Here is a 24,230-nt window from a genome sequence, read left to right on the forward strand (position 1 = left end):
CGGCCTGATCAGTCCGCGCCGACCCGCTCGAACGTGAGGTAGCTCGGCAGCCGGCCGGCCGCGAGGGCCTTGGCCTCGTAGCGGGTACCCGGCCAGCCCTCGAACGGCCTGCGCCAGTCGTCGGCGGTCTCCGCCGTCCAGCGGAGTTGCGGGCAGCGGGCGGCGCGGACCAGGGTCCAGCCCACATAGTCGTCGATATCGCTGGCGAAGCGGAAATGGCCGCCGGGGCGCAGCACGCGGGCGATCTCGGCGAGCGAGGCATCCGACACGAAGCGGCGCTTGCGCTGGCGGCGCTTCGGCCAGGGGTCGGGATAAAGCAGATAGACGCGGGCGAGGCTCGCATTCGGCAGGGCGGCGAGCAGGGCGGTCGCGTCCTCGTCCCAGACGCGGACATTGCGCAAGCCGCGATCGTCCACGGCGCGCAGCAGCTTGACCACGCCGTTGACGAAGGGTTCGCAGCCGATGATGCCGGCTTGGCGGTGGGCTTCGGCCTGCGCGGCGAGATGCTCGCCGCCACCGAAGCCGATTTCCAGCCAGACCTCGTCGACCGGCACCGGGAACAGGCTCGGCGGATCGAGGAATTCGCCGCGCTCGGGCAGCGCGACGCGAAGAGAAGGCAGCGCCCCTTCGAGGCGCTGCTCCTGGCCCGGGCGCAGGCGCTTGCCCTTGCGGCGCCCGTAGAAGGCCCGCTCGGTCTCCGCCGTCCCGCCCGTCTCGGGAGGGATGTCGTCATCCCTCCCCATCATGGTTCGGGCTTAGAAGGCCGACTTCAGCTTGTCGGCGAGGTCGGTCTTTTCCCAGGAGAAGCCGCCGTCGGCGTCGGGCTCACGGCCGAAATGGCCGTAGGCCGAGGTGCGGGCGTAGATCGGCTTGTTGAGCTGAAGCGCCGTGCGGATGCCGCGGGGCGAGAGGTCGAGGGCGTCCATCAGCACGCCTTCGAGCTTGGCCTCGTCCACGGTGCCCGTGCCGTGAAGATCGACGTAGATCGACAGCGGCTTGGCCACGCCGATGGCATAGGAGAGCTGGATCGTGGCCCGGCGGGCGAGGCCGGCGGCGACGACGTTCTTGGCCAGATAGCGGGCAGCGTAAGCGGCCGAGCGGTCGACCTTGGTCGGGTCCTTGCCGGAGAAGGCGCCGCCGCCGTGGGGCGCCGCGCCGCCGTAGGTGTCGACGATGATCTTGCGGCCGGTGAGGCCGGCATCGCCGTCGGGGCCGCCGATCACGAACTTGCCGGTCGGGTTGACGTGCCAGACGGTGCTCTCGTTGACCCAGCCCTGCGGCAGGGCTTTGAGGATGTAGGGCTCGACGATGGCACGCACGTCGGCCGAGTCGAGCGACTCGTCGAGATGCTGCGTCGAGAGTACGATCTGCGTCACCTCGACCGGGCGGCCGTTGACGTAGCGCACGGTGACCTGGCTCTTGGCGTCGGGGCCGAGCTTGGCCGCGTCACCCTGCTTGGCCTTGCGCGCGTCGGCGAGGTCCTTGAGGATCTTGTGGGCGTAGAAGATCGGGGCCGGCATCAGGGCCGGGGTTTCGTCGGCGGCGTAGCCGAACATGATGCCCTGGTCGCCCGCGCCCTCATCCTTGTTGCCGGCGGCGTCCACGCCCTGGGCGATGTCGGCCGACTGCGCGTGCAGGTGGATGGCCACCTCGTTGTTCTTCCAGTGGAAGCCCGACTGCTCGTAGCCGATGTCGCGCACGGCCTCGCGAGTCAGCTCCTCGAGGTCCTTGAAGGTCACGGAATCGGGGCCGCGCACCTCACCCGCGATTACGACGCGGTTGGTCGTGGTCAGCGTCTCGACGCCGAGACGCGCCTCCGGCATCGCCGAGAGATAGGCGTCGACCACGGTGTCCGAGATCCGGTCGCTCACCTTGTCGGGGTGGCCTTCGGAAACGGATTCGCTGGTGAAGAGGTAGTCGGAACGCGGCATCGTGTGCACCCCCGATTGTCGGGCGCGCCTCGTGTCTCACGGCGCTTACCCTGGTCTCCAGAGGCGCGGCTTGTCGCATCGCCGTTTCGGACGGTCAAGCCGGAATGGCGAAATCGTCCGTTTTAACGAACGCGGATGCGTGCATCCGCGCCCTGTGGTTCCGCGCCCGATAGGGATCGTGGAGGCACCGATACGGGGCTGTAACCGTCAGCCCTTGAGTTCCTGGCTCAGGATCTCGACGGCGGCAGAAAGTTCGCGGCGCTGTTGCTCGGTGAACGTTTCCGTGAACTGGCGAGCAAAGGCTCGGGCAAGATCAGACCACGGTTCGACAGCGTAAGCGCGCTGGCCATTGTCTGAAAAGCCGCGTTCCGTTTCCGGGTCCGGATGGGGAATGCCATCGAGAAAGTCGGAGACCGGAGTACTGGTGAGGCGACTGAGGATCGCGAGATGAACCGCGCTGATCCGGTTAACGCCTTTTTCGTACTTTTGGAGTTGCGCGGCAGACATCCCGAAGCTGTCGGCGACCGCTCGTTGCGTCAGTTTCGAGCGTTTGCGCTGCTCGGCAATGCGACGTCCGAGAAGGACGTCGCGCTCATCGGTCTTCTGACCTGCCATTTTCGTTCTACCCAAGTTCTTTCGGGCGATGCTTCGAACGAAAACTTTCTGCTTGCAAGGGCGCGTCGGGAGCCAATGGCAACGACACACAGATTATGTCATTTGTTATAGCCGCGGCGTGACGTCGCACTCACATTGCAGGAAGTATCGGATGTTCGACTGCAATCTGAGGCAGCGAAACGATTGGCGTCCCCGGCAGGGCTCGAACCTGCGACCCCAGGTTTCATACCACTTCGACTTTCGCCGCCACGCTGTTCGCGCGTTCGTGGTCTGGACTATCCCTTCACCGTGGGCTTCGGACGAAGCCTTTAGGTGCCACCCGTCTAGTCTCTACACCTTCCCGTGAGCCGTGACCGGACCGCGGGCTTGGCTCGGGATCGGCAGAGCGCCGCGGCGCCGGAAGCTTTCCCCGAATTTGAGTGGATCCGCCGTGCGGTTTCCCATCACGGCGCCCAATTGTGGAGTTTAGGAAACCTGTGCTCTGTCCAGCTGAGCTACGGAGACGTCGATTCAGGCTTAGCATCATCGCGGGGGGGCGCCAACCGCTCCGGCCTGGGCCGTCCGCGATTGTTGGGCAAGCGCCGAGGCGCGCGATTGGCGCGCTGTTGCCCGGGAGGCGCACGGGCCGGCAATCCGCGATTGTGCGCCGGCGACGCTCTCGCGTGCCGCGATCCCGGCACTTTTCGCGCGGCATCTTCGCCTGAATCGAACGGCCGAGCGCGAACGGTGACGATGTTGCCCGGTGATGGTCACGAGATCGGCTGGTATGGGAGCAGGACGAGCCGAGGCGGTGCCCCGGCTCTCGTCTGGCTGCTCGCGGCCGCCTGCGGCGCGCCCGGCGCCGCTTCGGGCGCTCCGCGGGTGGCGGAGGCCTGCGGGCCTTCGGCCTCGATCGAGGATCGCCTTGCCGACATCGGGCCCAGGGGCGAGCTGCGCCTCGCGTCGGGCCGCCGGGCCGTGCTCTCCGGGCTGCGCTGGCCCGACGAGCCCGCGCTCGACGCGGCCGCGCGAAGTTGGCTGCACGCCTTTCGCGGCGCGCCCCTGGTTCTGACCGAACGCGGTGCCGAGGACCGCTGGGGCCGCCGTCACGCCGACGCGATCGCTGGCGAAGCGGAGCCGGTCGATCTCGCCGGAGGATTGGTCGCGGCCGGGCTTGCCTATGCCGATGCCGGCGAGGCCGATTCGCTCTGTCGCCCGGCGCTCCGCGCCGTCGAGGAGGCGCCGCGCGCGGCCGGGCTCGGCCTGTGGGCCGGCGGCCCGCTCGCGGCGACGGATGTGGCGGCGCTGAACGCGCGCGCCGGGCGCTTCACGGTGGTGGAGGGGCGCATCCTGCATGTCGGCGAGCGGTCGGCCCGAACCTATCTCGACTTCGCGCGCCGGGGCGGGCAAGGCTTGACCGTAACCGTGCAGAAACGCTCTTGGCGGATTCTGAGCGAACATGGTTTGTCGGCGGCCACGCTGAGGGGCCGCCGCGTGAGAATCCGCGGCATGGTCGAGATCGGTCGGGGACCGTTCATCGATCTCGCCGGCGTCGACGGCATCGAGGTCATCGAGGGGGAGCGGGCGCTGCGGCGCTAGAACGGCATGACGGGGGATTTGCGGCATCAATCGGGGCGGCGGCGCGTGTACGGGGGCGTCCGTCGCAGACTTGCGCGGCGGAGACTTGCGCGGCGGAGATTTGCGCGGCTCGCCACGCTGGTCGCGCTCGCGGGCCTGCTCGCGGCCTGCGCCGCCGACCAGACCGGAAGCGTATTGACGCCTGCGGTCATCACGGTGCCCGAGCAGGCACCGAAGACCACGGGACGCACACGCTCCGACGAGGCGGACCACGCCAAGCTCGTGGCCTCGTTCGGCGGCGAGTACCGCGCGCCCGCCGCCCACCGGCTCATCACCGAGATCACCGACCGGCTGGTGCGCGCCAGCGACCGGCCGGAGGAGAGCTACGCGGTCACGCTGCTCGACTCGCCCGTCGTCAACGCCTTCGCCCTGCCGAGCGGCCGGCTCTACGTCACCCGCGGCCTGCTGGCGCTCGCCGGCGACAGCTCGGAGGTCGCGGCGGTACTGGCGCACGAGATCGCCCACGTGACGTTGCGCCATGCCACCGCCCGCAGCGAGATGGCCCTGCGCTCGCAACTCGTCAGCCGCGTGGTCGCCGACGTGCTGAACGACCCCGTCACGGGGGCGCAGCTCGAGAGCCAGTCCAAGTTCACCCTCGCCCGCTTCTCCCGCGAGCAGGAGCTGGAGGCGGACACGAACGGCGTGCGCGTACTGGCCCAGGCCGGCTACGACCCGTTCGGTGCCGGCCGCTTCCTCGATGCGCTTCAGCGCACCATGGCGCTCAAGGCCGGCAACGGCAGCGCGGCCGAGCCCGACATGCTCGCGACCCACCCGGCGACCGCCGAGCGCATCGCGCTGGTCACCCGCGCGGCCCGGCGCATCGGCGCCCCCGGCCTGGGCGCCGACGACCGCGCCCGCTATCTCGCGGCGATCGACGGGCTCGCCTATGGCGACAATCTCGGCGAGGGGCTGGTGCGCGGTCGCCGCTTCCTGCATCCGGGCTTGGGCATCGCCTTCGACGTGCCGGACGCCTTCGCCATCGAGAACACCCGCAACGCCGTGCTCGGCACCACACCTGAGGGCAGCCGCCGCCTACTGTTCGATCAGGTCGAGGCGAGCGGCGACCGCAGCCTGGAAGACGTGCTGCGCGCGACCTGGAACGATGCCATCGAAGCGGGCTCGGTCGAGAACCGCATCGTCGGTGGACGCTCGGCTGCGACCGCCCTGTCGCGGGGCAAGGACTGGACCTTCCGCCTCGCGGCGATCCGCATGGGCGAGATCACCTACCGCATGATCATGGCGGCCAAGGGCGCGACCGACCCGGAGCCGGCCTTCCGCCGCTGGCTGGAAAGCCTGCGCCCGATCGAGCCGGAGGAGACCGCCTCGCTCAAGCCGGCGGATCTGCGGATCGTCACCGCCGCTCCGGGCGACACCGTGGAGGGGTTGGCCCGCCGCATGAGCGTGCCCGACCGCGCCGTCGATCGCTTCCTCGTGCTCAACAGCCTGCAGCGCGGTGCGGTGGTGAAGCCCGGTCTGAGCTACAAGCTCGTCGTCGAGTGAGGTGCGAGGCCGTCGGGCTTGCGCGTCCGGGGGCCGGCGCTTAGGCCGATGCCTCGACGCAACGGGTCCGACGTGACGCCCTCCGAGCTTCCCACTGATACCGCCGTCGCGGTCGTGTTCTTCCGTCCCTCGCCCGAACAGGTCGCGCGGATCGTCGAGCGCTTTGCCGGGCGCCTGCCCGTCTTCGTCTGCGACAATGGCGGCATCCCACCCGAGGCGCAGGCGCAGTTGCGGGATGCGGAAGGGCTCACCCGGCTCGGCGAGGGGCGCAATGGCGGCATCGCTGCCGCCCTCAACGCCCTGGCCGAGGCGGCGACGGCCGCCGGGTTCCGCCGCGTGTTCCTGCTCGATCAGGATGCCGATGCCACCGTCGAGACGGCGCGGGCGCTGGGCCACGCCCTCGACCAAGCCGCAGGCGAAGACCCGCCCCCGGCCCTCGTCGGCCCGGCGCCCGCACCGAAGCCCGGCCACAAGGCACCGGTCTACCCGCTGCGGCCCGGCGTGCGGCCCCGCGAAAGCCTGCGGCCGGTCGAATTCCTCGCGACCTCCGGCTCGCTCGTGGATCTGGCGGCCTTCGCGAGGGTCGGCCCGTTCCGCGAGGACTTCTTCATCGACGCCGTCGATCTCGAATGGTGCTTTCGCGCCTGGGCGTGCGGCCGGAGCTGCTGGATGGACCCCGGCACGGCCATCCCCCACAGCGTCGGGCGCGGCACGATCCGGATGCGATTCCTGCCGGTGACGATGCCCGACCAGCCGCTGTTCCGCATGGCGGTCTACGTGCGCAACTCCGCCTATAGCTGGCGCCTGCCGCATGTACCGGCCCGGTGGAAGCTGAAGCAGGCCGCCTACCTGCCGCTTCAAATCGCGCTCTACTGGAGCCGTCACCGGTTCTCGCCCCGCGTTCTCGCCCGCCTTCTCGCGGCCCTGGCCCAGGGGCTGGGCGGGCACCTCGGCCGGCCGGCGGACGCGCCGCCGTGACCGCGACCCCCTTACCCTCGCCCTCTGCGGCGGTCCTCGACGTCGTCATCGTCAACTGGAATGCCGGCGACCAGCTTCGGGCCTGCCTCGCGAGCCTCGCCGCGAGCCAGCGGGCGGAGCAACTGCGCGTCGTCGTCGTCGACAACGCCTCTTCCGACGGCTCGGCGGAGGGGCTGGATCAGCCGGGCCTCGCGCTCACGGTGCTGCGCAACGCCGACAATCGCGGCTTCGCCCGTGCCTGCAACCAGGGCGCGGCTTTGGGCTCGGCCGCGGCCATCCTGTTTCTCAACCCCGATACGGGGGTGAGCCGGGACGGCCTCGCCGCCGCCCGCGCATGGCTCGACGCTGATCCCGGCACCGGCATCGTCGGCGCCCGGCTGGTCGATGAGGCGGGGCACACGCACCGCACCTGTGCCCGCCATCCGACGGGCGCACGCCTGATCGCCCACACCCTGTTCCTCGACCGGCTGCTGCCCGGCCGCGTCGCGCCGCACTTCCTGCTCGACTGGGACCATGCCGAGACGCGGGCCGTCGATGCGGTGATGGGCGCCTTCCTGATGATCCGGCGCCCGCTCTTTGACCGGCTCGGCGGGTTCGACGAGCGCTTCTTCGTCTACTGGGAGGATGCCGACCTCTGCGCCCGTGCCGCCGCCGCCGGCTTTGCCGTGTGTCACGTCGCAGGGGCCGAGATCCGCCACCGCGGCCAGGGCACCACCGAGGCGGTGAAGGACCGTCGCCTGTTCTACTTCCTGCGGGCGCAGACGCTCTACGCGCACAAGCATCACGGCCGGGCGGTGTCGCTGGCCGTGCTGGCGGCCGCGTTGGCCGTGAACCTGCCCGTCCGCCTCGGCCGGGCGCTGATGCGCGGCTCGGGCGGAGATGCGGGTGCGGTGATCCGCGCAGGGCTGATGCTGATACGGGCCATGCCGCGCCTGTTGACCGGCCGCGGTCGATGAGGCTTGCCTCGGTTGGGCATCTTGTTGTCCGCCGCGGCCTCCGTCATGGTGCCGCCCTCCGGACGGTCCCGCTTGCACCCGCGGCGGGCGGCTGAACGGGGAGTATCGTGTACGACAGCGCGGACAAGGGCTCTCGACCGGCGGACCTGTCGCCCGCCTTGTACCGCGCGGCCTTCGACCGCGCGCCGGTGGGGCTCGCCGTCTTCTCGCCCGATGGGCGCACGATCCGTACCGCCAATCCCTGCCTGTACCGCTGGCTCGGCTACCCCTCGGGCTTCCTCGATGGCCGCCCGATCGACCAAGTGATCGGCCGCGACGCGTTCGACGGGGAGACGCCCGGGCTGAAGGCCGGCATCCGCCGTTGGCTGCGGGTGGATGGCAGCAGCCTCGATCTGCGCCTGACTCTGTCCGGAGAGGACGGCGGCGAGACGGTCGCGGTCTTGACCCTCGTCGATGCCGACGATCTCGTCCGGGCCGAGCAGAACCGCGACGCCCTGACGGCGGCGGGTTTGGGCGAGTGGCGCTGGGATCTGGTCACCGGACAGATGGTGTTCTCGCGCCGCGCCGCGCAGATTCTCGGCTACGCGCCGGGGCGCTCCGTCACCTGGGAGGGGATGCGGGGCCAGGTCGATCCCGAGGACGCCGAGCGGATCCAGGCCGCGGTCACTGCCGCCATCGCCGAGCGGCGCCCCTACGCCTTCCAGACCCGTTTCCGCCGCGCCACCGACGACGCCGAGATCTGGATCGGCGCCCGCGGCGAGGCGCTCCTCGCCCCCGACGGTGCGCCCATCGGCATCGTCGGCGTGGTGCAGGACGTGACCACGCGGGTCGAGGCCCGGGAGGCCTTGACCGAGCGCGAGGAGCGCCTGCGGGTCGCCACCACGGTCGCCAATCTCGGCATCTTCGAGTGGCATGTCCTCGATGACCGGGCGACCTGGGAGAACGAGCGGATGTTCGCGATCTTCGGCCGCCGGCCGGAGGAGGGCAGCATCGGCAAGTCGGCCTTCCTCAAGGAAATCCTCCACCCCGAGGATCGCCCCGTCTTCCGGCAGGCGATCCTGCGGGCGCTGCGCGAGGACACGATCCTGCACGCCACCGGCCGCATCCGCCGCCACGACGACGGCCTCTGGCGCACCATCGACATGGCCGGCCGGTTCGAGCGGTCCCGGCCGGGCGGGCTGCCGCGGCGCCTGATCGGCGTCGTCGCCGACGTGACCGACCGCCACCACTCGGAAGAGCGCCGCAGCCTCCTGATCCGCGAGTTGCACCACCGGGTGAAGAACACGCTCGCCACGGTCCAGGCCATCGTCGGCTCGACCGCGCGCACCGCCACCAGCATCGACAGCTTTCACGAGGCCTTCGTCGGCCGCATCAAGTCGCTCGCCCACACCCACAGCGTGCTCACCGAGGCGACGTGGCAGACGGCGAGCCTGCGCGACCTGCTTGCCTCCGAACTGATGCCCTATGCCGAGAGCGAGACCGAGACCTCGCCGGACCTGCGCATCGTCCTCGACGGCCCGGCGGTCGATCTGCCCTCCGAGATCGCTGTGCCGATCGGCATGGCGATCCATGAATTGACCACCAACGCTGCCAAGTATGGTGCGCTCTCGACCGGGCGCGGCCGGATCGCGATCACATGGAGGGTCGAGGCCGGCGTGCTGCACCTCGATTGGCGCGAGAGCGGCGGCCCCCTCGTCACTCCGCCGACCCGCCAGGGTTTCGGTTCACGCCTGCTGCAACGGGTGCTGACCGCGCAGGTTCAGGCGCAGATCACCACCGATTACGCACCCGAGGGATTCCACCTCACGCTCGCAGCGCCCCTGCCCGCACGAAACCCGGCGCTCAACCCCCTGGCGTGAAGGGGCAGGCGTTCATCGGGCGCCAGCGCGGAGTTGCGCGAGTCTCGAAGTCGGCCGGGCCGCCCAGCCCTCAGGCCGCGCCCCGAGCCTCTTCGCCCCCGGCATTGACGAAGCTCTTCAGCTCGTCGAGCGAGGCGAAGGTGAACCGGCCGCGCGGCGTGTCCGCCTCGATCGAGCCGTCGGAGAACATCACGTAGGTGTTGGCGCCCGACGCGTAGGAGCCGACCGCGTGCCGCTCCTCCGGGGCACGCGCCTCCGGCTCGGGCTCCTGAGCGCTCGTTTCCTCAGCCACGATCTCCTGCGGCGCAGGCGTCACCGCCTCCGGCTCGGGCGGCGTTTCGGCGACCGGTGCGGGCGCCGGATCGTCGAGGAAGGAGCGCAGGCCGATCGGTTCGGCCGCCGGTGTCTGCGCTGCGATCCGCGCCTCGTCCCGCTCCTCGGCGGCCGGGTTCGGGAGCGTCACCGGCTCGGGTTCGTGCGCGGGCATGCGGAACAGGTCGTCATCGCTCGCCCGCGGCGGCTCAGCCTCCGGCAGCAAGTCTGGCAGCAGCGGTTCGGCGCTCGGCTGTGTTTTAGCCGAGGGCGCAGGATCCTCGAACACCGGCTCGGAGCCGCGCGCGCCCGGCCGCAGCGCGCCGATCGATAGCCCCGCCAGACCGGCCGCACCCGCGCCTGCCAGACCCGTGCCGGCGAGCGAGGGCCTTTCCGGCGGCGAAACCTCGGGAGCGGTGAAGGCCGGCGCCTCCGGTGCCGATGCCTCCCAGGGCACGACCCCGGCGGGCGTTGCGGCCGGGATGCCCAACTGGGGGGATGTCTCGCGCAAGCTCTCGACGGCGTCGTGGAGCGTGCGCAGGCGGTAGACGATGGCCGTCAGGCCGAGCAGAATGACGCCGGCCGAGGCCGCGGTCGAGCCGCCGATCACCATCGCCAGTCCGCTCTCCAGCCGGACATAGGGAAAGCCCTGGACCACGGCGGCAACGCCACCGAGGATCATGACGGAACTGAGCGCGAGCAGCGCGACGACCATGGTACTCTCGACTGACTGTCGCGGGCGGCGTGAGGGTTGCAGGATAACCCCCCGCCCGCTCATTGCAAAATCGCACGGCCACGCCATTCGCGGAAACCGGCCTTTCCGTCGCTCCATGCACAGCCGAGTGCCCGCCTTGCGGTGTCCTCACGCACGGCATCAAGCGATTGCGGCGGCGGACGCCCCCCGCAAAACGGTGGATGCCCCGCCCCGATCGGTAACAAGCGCACGGATACGGCTCCGCTGGCGTTGCCGAGCCCGGTCCCCCGACTTACCTACCCGCGCGTCACCTCGCCGGCCGCGCGCTTCAAACTCCTTGCGCGCTTCGCCTCCGCTCCCCGCGAGACCCGGACAACCTAGGAGACACGCATGACGTTCACCCTGCCCGAGCTGCCCTACGCCTACGATGCGCTGGGGCCCTACATGTCGAAGGAAACCCTCGAGTTTCACCACGACAAACACCACAAGGCCTATGTCGACACCGGCAACAAGCTGCTCGAAGGCACCGACCTCGCCGGCAAGAGCGTCGAGGAGATCGTCAAGGCGAGCTACAACACCAATCAGGCGCTCTTCAACAACGCCGGCCAGCACTACAACCACCTCCACTTCTGGAACTGGATGAAGCCCAACGGCGGCGGTCAGCCCCCTGCGGCGCTCGCTCAGAAGATCGACGAGGATCTCGGCGGCTACGAGAAGTTCAAGGCCGACTTCATCCAGGCCGGCATCGGCCAGTTCGGCTCCGGCTGGGCCTGGCTCGCGGTCAAGGAGGGCAAGCTCGCCATCCTGAAGACCCCGAACGGCGAGAACCCGCTGGTCCACGGCGCGACCCCGATTCTGGGCGTCGACGTGTGGGAGCACTCCTACTACATCGACTACCGCAACCGCCGCCCCGACTACCTCAAGGCGTTCATCGAGAACCTCGTGAACTGGGAGTACGTCGAGAAGCTGTACGGCGAGGCGAAGTAATCCATGGCCCGTTCCGGGCGGCGTGTGCGCCGCCCGGAACGGGCTCAGTGCATCGGATCGAGTCGGCGCACCCAGCGGCGGAAGAAATCCTCCGCCGCGGCACGGGCCTCCGGTGAGATCCGCACCATGGTGGTCGCGAAGGTCTCGCGGCCCCACGCGAATTCGTTGTCGATGAAGGCGGCCAGTTCCGGCGGGAGCGGTGCCCGCCCCAATTCCCGTGTTGCCGCCTTGCGCGCCAGCAGGTCGTCGCAGATCGTCCGCACCGCCACGGGCGGCTGACAGTCTTGCATGAGCTGCGCGAAGTTCATCGGGGCGACCGCCGCCTCCGGGTGATGGCGCAGCCATCGCAGGGCCGCCGCGGGGCGAACTACGTAAAAAATCTTCTTCTGCGGTACGTCCTCACCGGCTGAGAAGGCCAGAATCTTCTGCCGCTCGCCGAGGCGAAGGTAATGCCGCCCGATAGCCGAACGGTTTGCGACCGCATCGGCGAGCCGGAGGAATTCGGCGCGAAAGGCGGCGTCGCCCCGATAGACGATCGGCGACGTCAGCCATTCGAGAATGACGGCGTTGCCCTTGAGGAGCAGCGTCAGCGCCTTGCCGAGATCCCACCCGTTCACGTCGAGATCACCCTCGATCGGTGTCTCGATCACGTCGCGGGCCAGCCACGGCGTCAGATACGCATCGAGCGGGCGCACGAAGACGAAGCGGCAATCGTAGTCGCTGTCGAGGGAAGGATAACCCCAGGCGCGGCTCCCGCTCTCGATGGCGAGCGGGAGCGCGACCCCGTATTCGGCCCGGATCGCGTCGAGCCGGGCATCGACCTGCGCGACCGTCCGGGGCCGCATGCTCTCGGGAATGGCGCGGAGAGGCGGGATGGCAACGTCTGGAGGATGCATCGGGAAAGGCATGGAAAGTCGATGTCGTCCAAGCGACCGCAGCGGGTGACTTCCGGCCGCTGGCGGTGGGCAAATTCTCGCTCCCCGGTCGCGCCGCCGTTTTCTCGGCTCGGCTGGGCGCGATTCGCCGAAACGCGTCGAACCGCTATATACATGCGAGATGTGGTGCAGCCTAGCGTTGTGGGGGGGCGGCGTGCATGAGGATCGGATGAGACGGCGCTACGGTCTTCTTCTCGCAGCGATCCTGAGCTTTGCCGGAATGAGCGCCGCTCATTCAGGTTCGGCACGAATTTCTATCGACACACCTCTACCGGCGATCCTCAAAGAGCGGGTCGCGTCGATGCTCCGGATCGAACGGGCTGGGGACGCCGAAGCGGCGCTGGCCAACACCAGGGTCCTCGGCGACGCCTGGCAGGTAGGCGATACGGTTGTCCTGCGGATCGAGGTCGATTGCCGGGAAGAGCTCTGCATGACGGTCATCGCTCGATTGACCGACGAGGCCGTCGTCCCCGAATTGGTGCTCAATGCCGGCCCGAACATCGTCATGTACGCCTCTGGCGGCTCCCTGTGGAAGTCGGATCATCCGGTCTGGACCTTCGTCTTCGAAGGCGAGGACAGTTCTCGCCTGATCGCGAGGCGGCGAGAGGGGCGTTGGGTCCTGGAGGCGAACGGCCCGTGGCGAGCGCCGGCAGCGAACGTGACCCAGGAGCCCCGGCAGTCGTCCCCACCCGTGCCTTTGAACGAGTTCCGGCAGCAACTCGGTCTGGAGCCGTGAACCTGCCGGCTGGTGCCTTTTCGGCGTCGCCGTGACCTTGCGGCCCTAGCCGCACCCTGTCCCGGAGGCCTACTGCCACGACAGGGCGATCCCACCCGCGCCTTCATCCTGAGGTGCTGGCGCGTCGCGTCGGCCTCGAAGGATCCTCCAGTTCCCGCGCGATCCCTGGAGGATCCGTCGAGGCCGCTGACGCGGCACCTCAGGATGAGGATGTGGATCGGATGAGGCGCCGCCTGCCCCCTCGTCACGCACGGGATCAACAGCGAAAACATGATCCGCTCGATCCTCTCCGTCGGCGGCTGGACGCTGGTCTCCCGGGTCACCGGCTTTGCCCGCGACGTGGTCACGGCCGCCGTGATGGGCGCCGGGCCGATGGCGGATGCCTTCGTCGTCGCCTTCCGCCTGCCGAACCACTTCCGCGCGATCTTCGGCGAGGGGGCATTCAACACCGCCTTCGTGCCGGCCTACACCCATCTGGAACAGGCGGGCGCCGAGGGCGCCGCCGCGCGCTTTGCCGATCGCGTCTTCACCCTGATGCTGATCGTGCAGGTGGCCTTGCTCGCCCTTGCGCTGCCGGCGATGCCCTGGATCGTGCGGGCGCTGGCACCCGGCTTCTCCGAGGACGGGGAACGGTTCGCGCTGGCGGTCAGCCTGACGCGGATCACCTTCCCCTACCTGCTGTTCATGACGCTGGTGACGCTGTTCTCCGGCATCCTCAACGCGCATCGGCGCTTCGCCGCCGCGGCCGGCGCGCCGGTGCTGCTCAACCTTTCGATGCTGGTGGCACTCGCGCTGGCCTTCCTGTTCCCGAACGCGGCCAATGCCGCGGCCTGGGGCGTCTCGGTCTCCGGCGTTCTGCAATTCGCGCTGGTCTGGTGGGATGCGCGCGCCCGCGCCTACGCGCCGCGGCTGACGAAGCCGACCCTGCGCGACCCCGACATGATCCGGTTCTTCAAGATCCTGGGGCCCGCCGTGATCGGATCGGCCGGCTTCCAGATCGCGACCTTTGCCGACACCATCATCGCGAGTTTCCTGCCGACCGGTGCGGTTTCGGCGCTGTACTACGCCGACCGGCTCTACCAACTGCCCTTCGGCGTCATCGCCATCGCCGCCGGCACGGTGCTCCTGCCCGAGATGAGCCGGCGCATCGCCGCGGGCGACGTGGCCGGGGCGCATGCGGCGCAGAACCGGGCCGCGGGTTTCTCACTGGCGCTCTCGGCTCCGTTCACGGTCGCCTTCCTGACCCTGCCGGGGCTGATCATGGCGGCCCTGTTCCAGCGCGGTGCCTTCACCGCCGAGGATGCCGCCCGCGCCGCCTCCGTGCTCGCGGCCTACGGATTGGCCCTGCCCGCCGTGGTGATGGTGCGCTCGGCCGTGGCGAGCTTCAACGCCCGGCAGGATACGACGACGCCGCTCTATGCCTCATTGACGGCGATCGCCGTCAACGTCGCGCTGAAGCTCGTGCTGACCGGTCCCTATGGCGTCGCGGGTCTCGCCCTCGCCACCGCCATCGCCCAGTGGATCAACCTCGCTCTGCTCTACGGGCTGGCGCTGCGCCGTGGCTGGACCGCGCCGGGGCGGGTGCTCGGCGTCACCGTCGCCGCGGTCGTCGTGGCGAGCGCGGTGCTGGCGGTGCTCGCCGTCTACGGCCTGCCCTTCGCCGAGCGGATCGTGCCCGCCCTGCCCCATCTGCGTGAGATCGCGGTGCTGGCGCTCCTCGGCTTGGCCGGGGCGCTCGCCTACGCCGGCACCCTGCTCGCAGTGATGGGCGCGTTCGGCGTGCGATTGCGCCGCAGGTAGGCTTTCCGGATCGGGCGCGCGCCTCATCTCACCCGACATGGCCCTCCCCGATCTCCGCCCCGGCGAAAGCTACGCCGTCTTCGACGCCTACGGCACGCTGTTCGACGTGCATTCGGCGGTCGCGCGCCATGCCGGCGCGCTCGGGCCCCAAGCGGACAGCCTCTCCGAACTCTGGCGCACCAAGCAGCTCGAATATTCCTGGGTGCACGGCCTGATGGGCCGCTACGTCGCCTTCTGGGACCTGACCGAGCGTGCCCTCGATTTCGCGCTGGCCCGGCACCCCGAGATCGACCCGGCATTCCGCGAAAAACTCCTCGACGCCTATCGCGACCTCGACGCCTACGACGAGGTGCCCGGCGTGCTGGACCGCTTCCATGAGCAAGGCGCGAAGACGGCCCTGTTCTCCAACGGCAACGCCGCGATGCTGGAGCGGGCGGTGGCCTCGTCCGGCCTGGGCGACCGGCTCGACGCGGTGCTTTCGGTCGATCCCATCCGGACCTTCAAGACCGCGCCCGCCGCCTACCGGATGGTTCTCGACCGGCTCGCCACCGAGCGGAGCAACGTCTTGTTCTTCTCCTCGAACCGCTGGGACATCGCGGGGGCCACCGCCTTCGGCTTCGATGCGGTGTGGGTGAACCGGAAAGGCCAGCCCGACGAGTACCCCGACCAGCCGCCTCGCGCGGTCGTGAAGAGCCTCGACGCGGTGATCTGAACCGCCGGCAACGGCGCGTTCGCCAATCCTTAAGCTTGACCGGATTAATTGGGGCCACGTGCCTGATTAGTCCGGTTGCTCAAAGGATCGGTTCTCGTGCCCGCCCTGTCCCTCTCCGTCCTCGCCCGCAAGGGCATCTGCGCGGCGCTTCTCGGCGCTGCGGTTCTCTCCGCCGCTCCGGCCTCCGCCCGCGACGGCCGCAACGGGGCCCTGATCGGTGGCGCCGCGGCCGGCGTCATCGGAGGCCTCGCCGTCGGCGCGCTTCTCAACAACGGGGCCTCGCCCCCGCCGCCCGCGCGCCGGGTCTATGTCGAGGAAGAGCCGGTCTACGTCGCGCCGCCGCCGCGCCGGGGCCCGATCTGCCACTACGAGCGCCGCAAGGTGTGGCTCGACGAGGTCGAGTTCACCTACCGCCGGGTCGAGGTCTGCGAATAGGTCTCGCGACTTCGCGGTGCGTGAGGATGACGGGCGTCCGCTTCAGGCGGGCGCCTTTTTCGTCAGGATCCAGTCCTCGACCACGATGGCATCGAGGCCGGTGGTGTAGAACATCAGGATCGCGTCCTCCGCCGTGTGGAGGATCGGCTTGCCCATCACGTTGAAGCTGGTGTTGAGCAGGATCGGCACGCCGGTCAGCTCGGCGAAGGCCTCGATCAAAGCCGCGTAGGCCGGGTTGCGCGCGCGCGTCACGCTCTGGAGCCGGCCGGTGCCGTCCGCATGGACCACCGCCGGCACCTGATCCCGCACCGCCTCGCGCCACACGAGCGTGCGCTCCATATAGGGGCTGTCGGCGTAGTCCTCGAACCAGTCGGGCCCGGCCTCGGCCAGGACCGAGGGCGCGAACGGGCGAAACGCCTCGCGGTACTTCACCTTGGCGTTCAGCGATTCCTTGGCATGGGCCGGGCGCGGGTCGGCGAGGATCGAGCGGTTGCCGAGTGCCCGCGGGCCGAACTCCGCCCGGCCCTGGACCCAGCCGACGAGCCCGCCCTCGGCGAGGATTTTCGCCGCCTCCCGCGTCACGCCCTCGTGGCCGAGGCGGCGGGCGCGCGGCTCCCACTCGGCCATGCGCTCCAGCGGTTCGGTCGAGACGGTCGAGCCGAGATAGGGCGTGAGCGGGCGCGTCTCGCGCTTCGGCCCCTTCCAGTCGAGATCGTCCTCGGCGAGTGCCAGCCACGCGGCGCCGACGGCGTTGCCGTCATCGGCCGGAGCCGAGGGCACGTGCAGGCGACGAAAGCCCGCGCGCCCCAGCACGCGTCCGTTATAGGAGGAGTTGAGCCCGCACCCGCCGGCGATGACGAGGTTTTCGCCGGGTGCCAGCCGCCACGCCTCGGCCACCAGCACGTCCATGAGTTCGGAAAAAATGTCCTGGCCGCAGCGGGCGAGGTCGGCCCAGCCCTGCTCGCCGACATCCCCCGGGCGCCGCGACAGGATCTCGGCGGCGACCGCCTGCACGGTGGTCTCGTCGGCGAATTTCAGGCGCCCCTCTTCGATCGAGAACAGGCGGCGCAGCAGCGCCATCAGGTCGGGATCGGTCCGGCCGTAGGGCGCCAGCCCCATGATCTTCCATTCCTCGCCCTTGATCTGGTCGAAGCCGGCGAGATCCGTGACGAGCCCGTAGAGAAAGCCGACCGAGCCGCGCCCGCGCTGGCGCCGCACCTCCTCGATCCGCCCGTCCTTCAAGCGGTAGATCGCCGCGGCGCCGGTCTCGCCCATGCCGTCGACGATGAGCGCGGTCGCCTCTTCGAACGGGCTGCTCCACAGGGCGTAGGCCGCGTGCGCCCGATGGTGGGCGTAGCGCCGCCGCCCGGCGATGGTTGCCCGCGGCTTGCCGCGGAGCCCGCGGGTTTCGTTGTCGAGCGCCAGCACCGTGCCGTTGCCGGCCCGCGCCTGCATGGCGTGGAGGTCGGCGATGAAGACGCGCTCGGCCCGCTCCGGCACGAAGGAGCGGTTGAGGGTGGAGGGGTGCTCGGCCAGGGCCGGCAGCTCGAAGGCGCCGGACGCCGCCTGCCCTTTGAGAAACTCCGAGAACTGCTCGCCCCAGGAGGTGGCGATGACCAGATCCGTCCCCTCGGGCACGTGATGCTTCAGCAGGCCCGCCATGCGGGTGCCGGGATCGGGCTCGCAGTTCGGCGCGCGCTTGTATTGCAGGTAGCGCTCGGCGGCCTCGGCGAACAGCACGGTCCCGTCCGGCCCGACGAGGGCGAGCGCCGGGTCGTGGAAGGTCGTAGCGAGGCCGAGATAGGTGCGCATGCTGCCGGGCTACACGCCGGGCGCGGACGCGACAACTCCGTTGCCGTGGCACGGGTGCCGTGCGAGACGGACCGCCGATGACGGATGCTTTCCCCGCCTCGCCTCCCCTCGCCCTCGTGATCTTCGACTGCGACGGCGTGCTGATCGACAGCGAGCCGATGAGCCTTGCGACCCTGACGCGCGGGCTCAACGGGATCGGGCTCGCCATCAGCCTCGACAGCGTGCGGGAGCGGTTCGCCGGCACCTCCATGACCTCGATCATGGAACGCGTCGCCCGCGAGGACGGGGTCACGGCCCCGGACGGCTTCGTCGAGAGGGTGAAGGCGGAGACGCTCGCGGCCTTCGAGGCGGATCTGGCCGCCATGGCCGGGATCGCCGACGCGCTCGGCCTCCTGCATCTGCCGTTCTGCGTCGCCTCCAGCAGCGATCCGGTGCGGCTGCGCCACTCGCTCTCGCTCACCGGGCTGCTGCCGCTGTTCGAGGGGCGCGTCTTCTCCTCCGCACAGGTGGCGCGCGGAAAGCCGTTTCCGGATCTGTTCCTGTTCGCGGCGGAGCGGATGGGCTTCGCGCCGGAACATTGCCTCGTGATCGAGGACAGCGTGCCGGGGGTGCAGGCCGCGCGGGCTGCCGGAATGCGGGTCGTCGGCTTCACCGGAGGCGGGCATTGGAGCCACGACCGGGCCGGGCGGGATCTTCTCGATGCCGGGGCGGCGGCGGTCTTCTCCGCGCATGCGGATCTCGGGCGCATCGTGGCCGGGGCATAAGGCCGGTTTCGGCCCGGGCTTTGCTTGATCTGGCGTAGGCCCTTCCCCGACAGACGAGACGCGCCGCGGATCGCCCGAATCGCGGCGCGAACTTTCTCTGTCAAGCTGAACTTCGAAAGAACATTCCGTTGACGGTTAGGGTTGGACACCTCATCTTTAGACCGTGCGAACGACTTCGCGCCGCGGTGATTTGTAGTGGCAAGCTTGCGCCGCGTTATCAAACGCTAATGCATCACGACGCACTTGCGCCGTGGTCCTCGCGAGAGAGGAGGACTGGCCGTGAATGGTATCTTTATTTGGAAGAAGTCGAGGTTGCCCGGCGGATGGAGTGTCCGGGCGTGGGGATGTTGTCGGCAGACAGTCACATCCGTGGGCTAAAGCAGCGCCCGCGAACGCCTTGCCGATAACCGGCCGACGACGGCCGCAGGAGTTCACCCCGTCATGACCCGTGCCCAGACCGCTTACCTCGACGATGACACGCTCGATCTCTCCGTCGCGGATGCGCCCCCCGCCCGCGTGATCGAGATCGGCGACATCACCGCCGGCATCGCCGTGCCCGAGCGCGGCGGTGTCCGCTTCTTCTCGTCCGAGCGCCGCTTCGACGGGCTCGACGGCACGCTGTTCCGCACCGTGGAGCAAGCTGCCCGCGCAGCGCGCGAGAAAGGCCGCCAGCCACGCCTGCGCGCGGTGGTGTGACCCTCCGCGACGCTCCGCATGAAGACAGCCGGCGGCGCCGCTTCGGGCCGCCGGCTTGTTTTTGCGGCGTTCGTTTCAGACGCGTCCTCGATCGCGAGACGGTCACGCCCGTTTGGGATGATTCCGGATCGGCTGCCCGCGCGAAAGGCCGGCGATGCAGCCCTCGGATGCGAAGACCTACTTGCACTCCTCGCGTGCGCGCTTGAGCGCATCGGCAAAGCCGCCCAAAGCGTAGTCGTCCTGAGTCGGCTTGCCGCGTTGTGAGGTCGTGCGGACCGTCGCGGTCTGGGTCCGGCTCATCTCCGTGACGATGCGCGGCTCGTCGGCCTGGTTCTGGATCCAGGCGTTCTCGTCCTTCGCCACGAGGCCGTAGCGGGTGCTGCCGACCGTGAGGTAGGGGTCGCTCGGGGCGGCGGCCGCGCCGGGCTTTCCTTGCGCTGCGGCCGGCTTCGGCTTGAAGCCGAGCATCACCGCGATCTCCCCCTGGGCGCCGCCCTTGGGGAAGGTCACGAACAGGTAGCCGGTGTCGCGCGCGAGCGTCTTGGGGCTGCGGGCCGTCGGCTGGGCGATGACGTAGCAGAGCTTGTCGCGGCCCTGGGCGCCGTTGGTGAAGACGTTCCAGTCGCCGAACACCGCCAGCGGGACGGCCTGCTGCATCCCTGGCGGCAGCGCCGAACTCTTCGGTTGGCGGCGGCTCGACCGGGCGAGGATGATCTCGGCTCCCTGTATGCCCTCCTGCGCCTGGGCGTGACCGGACGGTCCGGGCAGAGATGCGGCGGCCGCGACGGCCAGCACGAGGGCCGCCAGGGGGCGGCCGGGACGAGAGGCGGGATGAGAGATCGAAAGGCGGTGCCGCTGCATCTTTACTCGGGTGTACGGACGGCCGGGCCGGCCATCTTCGCGCGCCGTCAGGATGACGGCCTGCAGCGGAACAGGAAACCCCTGACCGCTCCGATTAACCGTAAAACGGCCAGGGGCCGTACCCGTCGAGGCAACCTGAAGCCGTGTCAGGCCGCCCGCATCTCCGCAGCGAGCGTTGCAGAGGCGAGGGCCGCCGCGGGCAGGTCGATCGACGGATCGATCGCGGGAAGACGGATCTCGACCGCCGATGGGGCGGAGCCGGGCGCCGGCTCGACCGGCTTGGGCTGCGCCGGCTTCACCGGATCGTTGTAGGGCGTGTTGTAGGCCTTGCGGATCGAGGCCCAGAAGGCGCCCCGTTCCGCATCGGTGAGCCGTGCAAGGCGAGCGTCGATGACCGCCATCGCCTCCGCGGCCAAGGCCGGCGTCTCCTCGACAGTGATCCAACTCTCAACGTTCATCGACGGCACTCCGCAGGTTCGAACGGTCGGATAGCCAAGCTCAGCTAGCTGAAACCTGAACGCGGCATTTTCCGTGCCTGTTCCCGCAGGGTTACCCCTACTTCTCCACAGGGCCGAGCCTGTCCAGCCAGATTTCCGCCTGCCGGCGCACGTTGTCCGGCGCGGTGCCGCCGTAGCTGATGCGGCTCGCCACCGAGTTCTCGACGCCGAGAACCGCGAAGACGGCCCCCGTGATTCCCGGCTCGATCGCCTGCATGGCCTCGAGGGAGAGTTCCTCCAACCCGATCCCGCGCTCGGAGGCCGCCGCGACGACGCGGCCGGTGACGTGGTGGGCCTGCCGGAACGGCATGTTCAGTTCGCGCACCAGCCAGTCGGCGAGATCGGTCGCCGTGGCGTAGCCCGAACCCGCCGCGCGCTTGAGCGTCTCGGCCACGGGTTCGAGGTCGCGCACCATGCCGGCCATGGCCGCAAGGCACAGCGAGAGCGATTGCAGGGCGTCGAAGGTGCCTTCCTTGTCCTCCTGCATGTCCTTCGAATAGGCGAGCGGCAGGCCTTTCATCACGATGAGCAGGCCCGTGAGCGCGCCGATGATGCGGCCCGCCTTGGCCCGCACGAGTTCGGCGGCGTCGGGGTTGCGCTTCTGCGGCATGATCGACGAGCCGGTGGTGAAGCCGTCGGACAACCGCACGAAGCCGAACTGGGCCGAGGTCCACACCACCAGCTCCTCGGCGAAGCGCGAGAGGTGGACCGCGCAGATCGAGGCCGCCGAGAGCGATTCGAGCGCGAAGTCGCGGTCGGCCACGGAATCGAGCGAGTTCGCGGTCGGCCGGTCGAAGCCGAGGGCGGCGGCCGTGGCGTGCCGGTCGATCGGGAAGGAGGTGCCGGCGAGTGCGGCGGCGCCGAGCGGGCATTCGTTGAGCCGCGCCCGCGCGTCGCGGAACCGGCCGCGGTCGCGCGCCAGCATCTCGACATAGGCCAGGCAATGGTGGCCGAAGGTGACGGGCTGGGCCGATTGAAGGTGGGTAAAGCCCGGCATCACCGTCCCGGCATGCTTCACCGCCGTCTCGGCCAGCGCCCGTTGTAGGTCGGCGACCTGCGCGTCGAGGGCGTCGAGGGTGTCGCGCACCCATAGCCGCATGTCGGTGGCGACCTGATCGTTGCGCGAGCGGGCGGTGTGCAGGCGCCCGGCGGCGGGGCCGACGATCTCGGTCAGGCGGCTCTCCACCGCCATGTGGATGTCCTCCAACTCGCGCCGGAAGACGAATTCGCCGCGCGCGATCTCCGCCTCGACGGACTTGAGCCCGGCTTCGATGGCTGCCACATCCTCGGCCGGCAGGATGCCTTGGCTCCCCAGCATCGCGACATGCGCCAGCGAGCCGCGGATGTCCTGGGATGCGAGACGCCTGTCGAACCCGATGGAGGCGTTGATCTCCTCCATGATCTCGGCCGGGCCGCTGGCGAAGCGTCCACCCCACATCCGGTTGCTCATGGCTGATCCCACCTTCCGCACGCGAAACGAGGTTCGGCCGTGACGGCGACCCCGAAAATCCTTGCCGCGGGCGGCGCGCTCGCCGCCGTCCTCGTCGGCGGCCTTGCCCTATACGGGACGGGCTCGAACCTCGGCAACCTCGCGGCCTCCGGCCCCTGCGCCCAAGCCGCCCCGGTCGCGGCCCGGCTCGCGCCGCTGGCCCGCGGCGACGTGGCCGCTTTCGACGCGTCCGCTCCGCCGAAGCCGGCACCCGCCGTCGCCTTCAAGGGCCCGGACGGCGCGCCGACCGATCTCGCGTCCTTGCGCGGAAAACTGCTCCTGGTGAACCTGTGGGCGACGTGGTGTGCCCCCTGCAAGGCGGAGATGCCGGCCCTCGACCGCCTTCAGGCGGAACTCGGCGGCGACACGTTCCAAGTGGTGGCGATCAATGTCGAGACGCGCAACCTCGACAAGCCGCCCGCATGGTTCAAGGCCAACGGCATCGCGCATCTGACCTATTACGGCGATCCCGAGGGCAAGGTGCTGCCGGCGATCCAGTCGGCGGTCGGCTCCACGGGGCTGCCGACGACGATGCTGATCGACGCCAAGGGCTGCACGCTCGGTGTGATGAAGGGCCCGGCCGAATGGTCGAGCGAGGACGGCAAGCGGCTGATCCGGGCGGCGCTGGCAAAATCCTCCTGATTTTCCAAGGGGCCTGATTTTCCAAGGTGCCTGACTTTTCGAGCCAGCCGGGTTGCGGTGCCGGCCCGGGGCGGGCAACGGGTCTCGGCATGAAGCCGCCGCCGCCCTCCGTCCGTGCGCTCCCGCGCCCTCTGCAGCGCTCGTACTCGGCGACGCGCCGCTTTCTCACGAACGAGGCGGCCGGCGGCATCGTGCTCATGGCCGCCGCGGGCGCCGCGCTCGTGGTCGCCAATTCGCCCCTGGCACAGGCCTATCACGACCTGCTTCACATCCATCTCGGGCCCTTGAGCCTGATGCACTGGATCAACGACGGCCTGATGGTCGTGTTCTTCCTGCTGGTCGGCCTCGAGATCAAGCGGGAGGGATTGGACGGGCGCCTGCGCACGTGGCCCGACCGGGTGCTGCCGGGGCTGGCCGCCGCGGCGGGCATGGCCGTGCCGGCCCTGGTCTATCTCACCTTCAACGCCGGGCAGCCCACGGCTCGGGGCTGGGCGATCCCCGCCGCCACCGACATCGCCTTCGCGCTGGGCGTCCTCGCGCTCCTGGGCTCGCGCGTGCCCGTTTCGCTCAAGATCTTCCTGTCGGCTGTGGCCATCGTCGACGATCTCGGCGCCGTGGTCATCATCGCGCTGTTCTACACGGGGCAGCTCGATACCGCGATGCTGGCGGCCTCGGCCGGGATGCTGGCCGTGCTGTTTTCCCTCAACCGCCTCGGTGTGCGCGCGCTCCTGCCCTATCTCCTCGCGGGCCTCGTCCTCTGGGTGTTCGTCCTGCGCTCCGGCGTTCACGCCACGGTGGCCGGCGTGCTGCTCGCCCTGTTCGTGCCGATCCGTCCGAGTCCGGGCCGGCCGGAGGACGTGACGTCGCCCCTGCACCGTCTGGAACACGCCCTGACGCCCTGGGTCTCGTTCCTGATCGTGCCGATCTTCGGCTTCGCCAATGCCGGGGTGACGCTCCTCGGCTTGCCGGCGCGGGCGCTGATCGAGCCCGTGACCCTCGGCGTCGCGCTCGGCCTGTTCATCGGCAAGCAGGTCGGCATCTTCGCGAGCGTGCGGCTCGCCGCCGCCCTTGGCCTCGTTTCCCGACCGGCCGGTGCGACCTGGGTCCAAGTCTACGGCGTCGCCCTCCTCTGCGGCATCGGCTTCACCATGAGCCTGTTCATCGGGGCGCTCGCCTTCACGGATGGCCTGCACGAGACCGAGACCAAGCTCGGCGTTCTCGGCGGTTCGCTGCTCTCGGCGCTGTTCGGTGCCGTGCTGCTCGCCCGGGCGAAGGCGCGGGAGGCGAGCCCGCGCCGGGACCTCGAAGCCGGGTCCGACCGCTTGCCTTGACCTCCGGCCTCGGCCTACTCAGGCCGGAAGCGTCGCGGTGGCAGGTGGTCCGTCCTCCGGCCCGTCATCCC

General features: G+C 69.8%; 23 protein-coding genes. 14 read left to right on the forward strand and 9 right to left on the reverse strand.

Features of this window, described 5'->3' with window-relative positions:
- Positions 1 to 8 precede the first annotated feature (8 nt).
- The 3 genes from E4V01_RS14180 to E4V01_RS14190 form a co-directional block, all read right to left on the reverse strand.
- Positions 9 to 746, reverse strand: a complete 738-nt coding sequence (locus E4V01_RS14180) for a tRNA (guanosine(46)-N(7))-methyltransferase TrmB (RefSeq protein ID WP_060770670.1) — start codon at positions 744 to 746, stop codon at positions 9 to 11.
- A 9-nt stretch (positions 747 to 755) separates the two neighbouring features.
- Positions 756 to 1,931 carry a methionine adenosyltransferase gene (gene metK / locus E4V01_RS14185; RefSeq protein ID WP_135298777.1) on the reverse strand — a complete coding sequence of 392 codons (1,176 nt, stop codon included), beginning with the start codon at positions 1,929 to 1,931 and terminating at the stop codon, positions 756 to 758.
- Positions 1,932 to 2,138: 207 nt separating this feature from the next.
- A complete protein-coding gene (locus tag E4V01_RS14190) occupies positions 2,139 to 2,546 on the reverse strand; it encodes a helix-turn-helix domain-containing protein (RefSeq protein ID WP_060770668.1) in 408 nt (135 codons plus the stop codon).
- A 732-nt stretch (positions 2,547 to 3,278) separates the two neighbouring features.
- Between E4V01_RS14190 and E4V01_RS14195 the strand changes: the two genes are divergently transcribed.
- The 5 genes from E4V01_RS14195 (at position 3,279) to E4V01_RS14215 (ending at position 9,456) form a co-directional block, all read left to right on the forward strand.
- Positions 3,279 to 4,124 carry a DNA-binding protein gene (locus E4V01_RS14195; RefSeq protein WP_135298804.1) on the forward strand — a complete coding sequence of 282 codons (846 nt, stop codon included), beginning with the start codon at positions 3,279 to 3,281 and terminating at the stop codon, positions 4,122 to 4,124.
- Between the two features lie 6 nt (positions 4,125 to 4,130).
- The gene (locus E4V01_RS14200) at positions 4,131 to 5,663 is read left to right on the forward strand and encodes a M48 family metalloprotease (protein WP_135298778.1); all 1,533 of its coding nucleotides are present in this window, start codon (positions 4,131 to 4,133) and stop codon (positions 5,661 to 5,663) included.
- Positions 5,664 to 5,735: 72 nt separating this feature from the next.
- Positions 5,736 to 6,641: a rhamnosyltransferase gene (locus E4V01_RS14205; protein ID WP_135298805.1), complete on the forward strand. Its 906-nt coding sequence runs from the start codon at positions 5,736 to 5,738 to the stop codon at positions 6,639 to 6,641.
- The gene (locus E4V01_RS14210; RefSeq protein ID WP_135298779.1) at positions 6,638 to 7,597 is read left to right on the forward strand and encodes a glycosyltransferase family 2 protein; all 960 of its coding nucleotides are present in this window, start codon (positions 6,638 to 6,640) and stop codon (positions 7,595 to 7,597) included. The genes E4V01_RS14205 and E4V01_RS14210 overlap by 4 nt, the downstream gene beginning before the upstream one ends.
- Before the next feature lie 107 nt (positions 7,598 to 7,704).
- Positions 7,705 to 9,456, forward strand: a complete 1,752-nt coding sequence (locus tag E4V01_RS14215; RefSeq protein ID WP_060770663.1) for an HWE histidine kinase domain-containing protein — start codon at positions 7,705 to 7,707, stop codon at positions 9,454 to 9,456.
- A 70-nt stretch (positions 9,457 to 9,526) separates the two neighbouring features.
- Here the strand turns inward: E4V01_RS14215 and E4V01_RS14220 are convergent, their stop codons facing one another.
- Positions 9,527 to 10,483 (reverse strand): hypothetical protein, encoded by a 957-nt coding sequence (locus E4V01_RS14220; protein ID WP_135298780.1) that lies wholly within the window; start codon positions 10,481 to 10,483, stop codon positions 9,527 to 9,529.
- A gap of 369 nt (positions 10,484 to 10,852) precedes the next feature.
- On the opposite strand from E4V01_RS14220, the gene E4V01_RS14225 reads away from it, so the two are divergent.
- The gene (locus E4V01_RS14225; RefSeq protein WP_060770661.1) at positions 10,853 to 11,449 is read left to right on the forward strand and encodes a superoxide dismutase; all 597 of its coding nucleotides are present in this window, start codon (positions 10,853 to 10,855) and stop codon (positions 11,447 to 11,449) included.
- Positions 11,450 to 11,493: 44 nt separating this feature from the next.
- Here the strand turns inward: E4V01_RS14225 and E4V01_RS14230 are convergent, their stop codons facing one another.
- Entirely contained in the window at positions 11,494 to 12,294 is an 801-nt protein-coding gene (locus E4V01_RS14230) for a nucleotidyltransferase domain-containing protein (RefSeq protein ID WP_060770660.1), read from the reverse strand.
- A 259-nt stretch (positions 12,295 to 12,553) separates the two neighbouring features.
- On the opposite strand from E4V01_RS14230, the gene E4V01_RS14235 reads away from it, so the two are divergent.
- The 4 genes from E4V01_RS14235 (at position 12,554) to E4V01_RS14250 (ending at position 16,067) form a co-directional block, all read left to right on the forward strand.
- Positions 12,554 to 13,120 carry a hypothetical protein gene (locus E4V01_RS14235; RefSeq protein ID WP_135298782.1) on the forward strand — a complete coding sequence of 189 codons (567 nt, stop codon included), beginning with the start codon at positions 12,554 to 12,556 and terminating at the stop codon, positions 13,118 to 13,120.
- Between the two features lie 270 nt (positions 13,121 to 13,390).
- The gene (murJ, locus tag E4V01_RS14240) at positions 13,391 to 14,920 is read left to right on the forward strand and encodes a murein biosynthesis integral membrane protein MurJ (RefSeq protein WP_060770658.1); all 1,530 of its coding nucleotides are present in this window, start codon (positions 13,391 to 13,393) and stop codon (positions 14,918 to 14,920) included.
- A 37-nt stretch (positions 14,921 to 14,957) separates the two neighbouring features.
- Entirely contained in the window at positions 14,958 to 15,632 is a 675-nt protein-coding gene (locus tag E4V01_RS14245; RefSeq protein ID WP_135298783.1) for a haloacid dehalogenase type II, read from the forward strand.
- A 96-nt stretch (positions 15,633 to 15,728) separates the two neighbouring features.
- Complete coding sequence (locus tag E4V01_RS14250; protein WP_135298784.1) at positions 15,729 to 16,067, forward strand: hypothetical protein; 339 nt, start codon at positions 15,729 to 15,731, stop codon at positions 16,065 to 16,067.
- A 42-nt stretch (positions 16,068 to 16,109) separates the two neighbouring features.
- Here the strand turns inward: E4V01_RS14250 and E4V01_RS14255 are convergent, their stop codons facing one another.
- Positions 16,110 to 17,879: a carbamoyltransferase C-terminal domain-containing protein gene (locus E4V01_RS14255; RefSeq protein ID WP_135298785.1), complete on the reverse strand. Its 1,770-nt coding sequence runs from the start codon at positions 17,877 to 17,879 to the stop codon at positions 16,110 to 16,112.
- Positions 17,880 to 17,956: 77 nt separating this feature from the next.
- Here E4V01_RS14255 and E4V01_RS14260 point away from each other — a divergent pair, with 77 nt between their 5' ends.
- Both E4V01_RS14260 and E4V01_RS14265 read left to right on the forward strand, forming a co-directional pair.
- Positions 17,957 to 18,643: an HAD family phosphatase gene (locus E4V01_RS14260; protein ID WP_135298786.1), complete on the forward strand. Its 687-nt coding sequence runs from the start codon at positions 17,957 to 17,959 to the stop codon at positions 18,641 to 18,643.
- Positions 18,644 to 19,084: 441 nt separating this feature from the next.
- The gene (locus E4V01_RS14265; protein ID WP_135298787.1) at positions 19,085 to 19,339 is read left to right on the forward strand and encodes a hypothetical protein; all 255 of its coding nucleotides are present in this window, start codon (positions 19,085 to 19,087) and stop codon (positions 19,337 to 19,339) included.
- Positions 19,340 to 19,516: 177 nt separating this feature from the next.
- Here the strand turns inward: E4V01_RS14265 and E4V01_RS14270 are convergent, their stop codons facing one another.
- The 3 genes from E4V01_RS14270 to argH all read right to left on the reverse strand — a co-directional run bounded on the left by E4V01_RS14270 (position 19,517) and on the right by argH (position 22,147).
- The gene (locus tag E4V01_RS14270; RefSeq protein WP_135298788.1) at positions 19,517 to 20,200 is read right to left on the reverse strand and encodes an invasion associated locus b family protein; all 684 of its coding nucleotides are present in this window, start codon (positions 20,198 to 20,200) and stop codon (positions 19,517 to 19,519) included.
- A gap of 146 nt (positions 20,201 to 20,346) precedes the next feature.
- On the reverse strand, positions 20,347 to 20,658 hold the full coding sequence (locus tag E4V01_RS14275; protein WP_135298789.1) for a hypothetical protein: 312 nt from the start codon (positions 20,656 to 20,658) through the stop codon (positions 20,347 to 20,349).
- Between the two features lie 97 nt (positions 20,659 to 20,755).
- Positions 20,756 to 22,147 carry an argininosuccinate lyase gene (argH, locus tag E4V01_RS14280; protein WP_135298790.1) on the reverse strand — a complete coding sequence of 464 codons (1,392 nt, stop codon included), beginning with the start codon at positions 22,145 to 22,147 and terminating at the stop codon, positions 20,756 to 20,758.
- A gap of 39 nt (positions 22,148 to 22,186) precedes the next feature.
- Between argH and E4V01_RS14285 the strand changes: the two genes are divergently transcribed.
- On the forward strand, positions 22,187 to 22,828 hold the full coding sequence (locus E4V01_RS14285; RefSeq protein ID WP_135298791.1) for a TlpA disulfide reductase family protein: 642 nt from the start codon (positions 22,187 to 22,189) through the stop codon (positions 22,826 to 22,828).
- Positions 22,829 to 22,917: 89 nt separating this feature from the next.
- The gene (gene nhaA, locus E4V01_RS14290) at positions 22,918 to 24,159 is read left to right on the forward strand and encodes a Na+/H+ antiporter NhaA (RefSeq protein ID WP_135298792.1); all 1,242 of its coding nucleotides are present in this window, start codon (positions 22,918 to 22,920) and stop codon (positions 24,157 to 24,159) included.
- The last annotated feature ends 71 nt before the right edge of the window (positions 24,160 to 24,230 follow it).

Source organism: Methylorubrum sp. Q1, from assembly GCF_004683995.1.
GTDB lineage: Bacteria > Pseudomonadota > Alphaproteobacteria > Rhizobiales > Beijerinckiaceae > Methylobacterium.

Bases quoted from the DNA above. Each gene is read 5' to 3' on its own strand.
- E4V01_RS14270 (WP_135298788.1), bottom strand. From the start codon at position 20,200: ATGCAGCGGCACCGCCTTTCGATCTCTCATCCCGCCTCTCGTCCCGGC.
- E4V01_RS14265 (WP_135298787.1), top strand. From the start codon at position 19,085: ATGACCCGTGCCCAGACCGCTTACCTCGACGATGACACGCTCGATCTC.
- E4V01_RS14200 (WP_135298778.1), top strand. From the start codon at position 4,131: ATGACGGGGGATTTGCGGCATCAATCGGGGCGGCGGCGCGTGTACGGG.
- E4V01_RS14190 (WP_060770668.1), bottom strand. From the start codon at position 2,546: ATGGCAGGTCAGAAGACCGATGAGCGCGACGTCCTTCTCGGACGTCGC.
- E4V01_RS14225 (WP_060770661.1), top strand. From the start codon at position 10,853: ATGACGTTCACCCTGCCCGAGCTGCCCTACGCCTACGATGCGCTGGGG.
- E4V01_RS14245 (WP_135298783.1), top strand. From the start codon at position 14,958: ATGGCCCTCCCCGATCTCCGCCCCGGCGAAAGCTACGCCGTCTTCGAC.
- E4V01_RS14220 (WP_135298780.1), bottom strand. From the start codon at position 10,483: ATGGTCGTCGCGCTGCTCGCGCTCAGTTCCGTCATGATCCTCGGTGGC.
- E4V01_RS14230 (WP_060770660.1), bottom strand. From the start codon at position 12,294: ATGCGGCCCCGGACGGTCGCGCAGGTCGATGCCCGGCTCGACGCGATC.
- metK (WP_135298777.1), bottom strand. From the start codon at position 1,931: ATGCCGCGTTCCGACTACCTCTTCACCAGCGAATCCGTTTCCGAAGGC.
- E4V01_RS14260 (WP_135298786.1), top strand. From the start codon at position 17,957: ATGACGGATGCTTTCCCCGCCTCGCCTCCCCTCGCCCTCGTGATCTTC.
- E4V01_RS14255 (WP_135298785.1), bottom strand. From the start codon at position 17,879: ATGCGCACCTATCTCGGCCTCGCTACGACCTTCCACGACCCGGCGCTC.
- E4V01_RS14235 (WP_135298782.1), top strand. From the start codon at position 12,554: ATGAGACGGCGCTACGGTCTTCTTCTCGCAGCGATCCTGAGCTTTGCC.
- E4V01_RS14195 (WP_135298804.1), top strand. From the start codon at position 3,279: ATGTTGCCCGGTGATGGTCACGAGATCGGCTGGTATGGGAGCAGGACG.
- E4V01_RS14275 (WP_135298789.1), bottom strand. From the start codon at position 20,658: ATGAACGTTGAGAGTTGGATCACTGTCGAGGAGACGCCGGCCTTGGCC.
- argH (WP_135298790.1), bottom strand. From the start codon at position 22,147: ATGAGCAACCGGATGTGGGGTGGACGCTTCGCCAGCGGCCCGGCCGAG.
- nhaA (WP_135298792.1), top strand. From the start codon at position 22,918: ATGAAGCCGCCGCCGCCCTCCGTCCGTGCGCTCCCGCGCCCTCTGCAG.
- E4V01_RS14180 (WP_060770670.1), bottom strand. From the start codon at position 746: ATGATGGGGAGGGATGACGACATCCCTCCCGAGACGGGCGGGACGGCG.
- murJ (WP_060770658.1), top strand. From the start codon at position 13,391: ATGATCCGCTCGATCCTCTCCGTCGGCGGCTGGACGCTGGTCTCCCGG.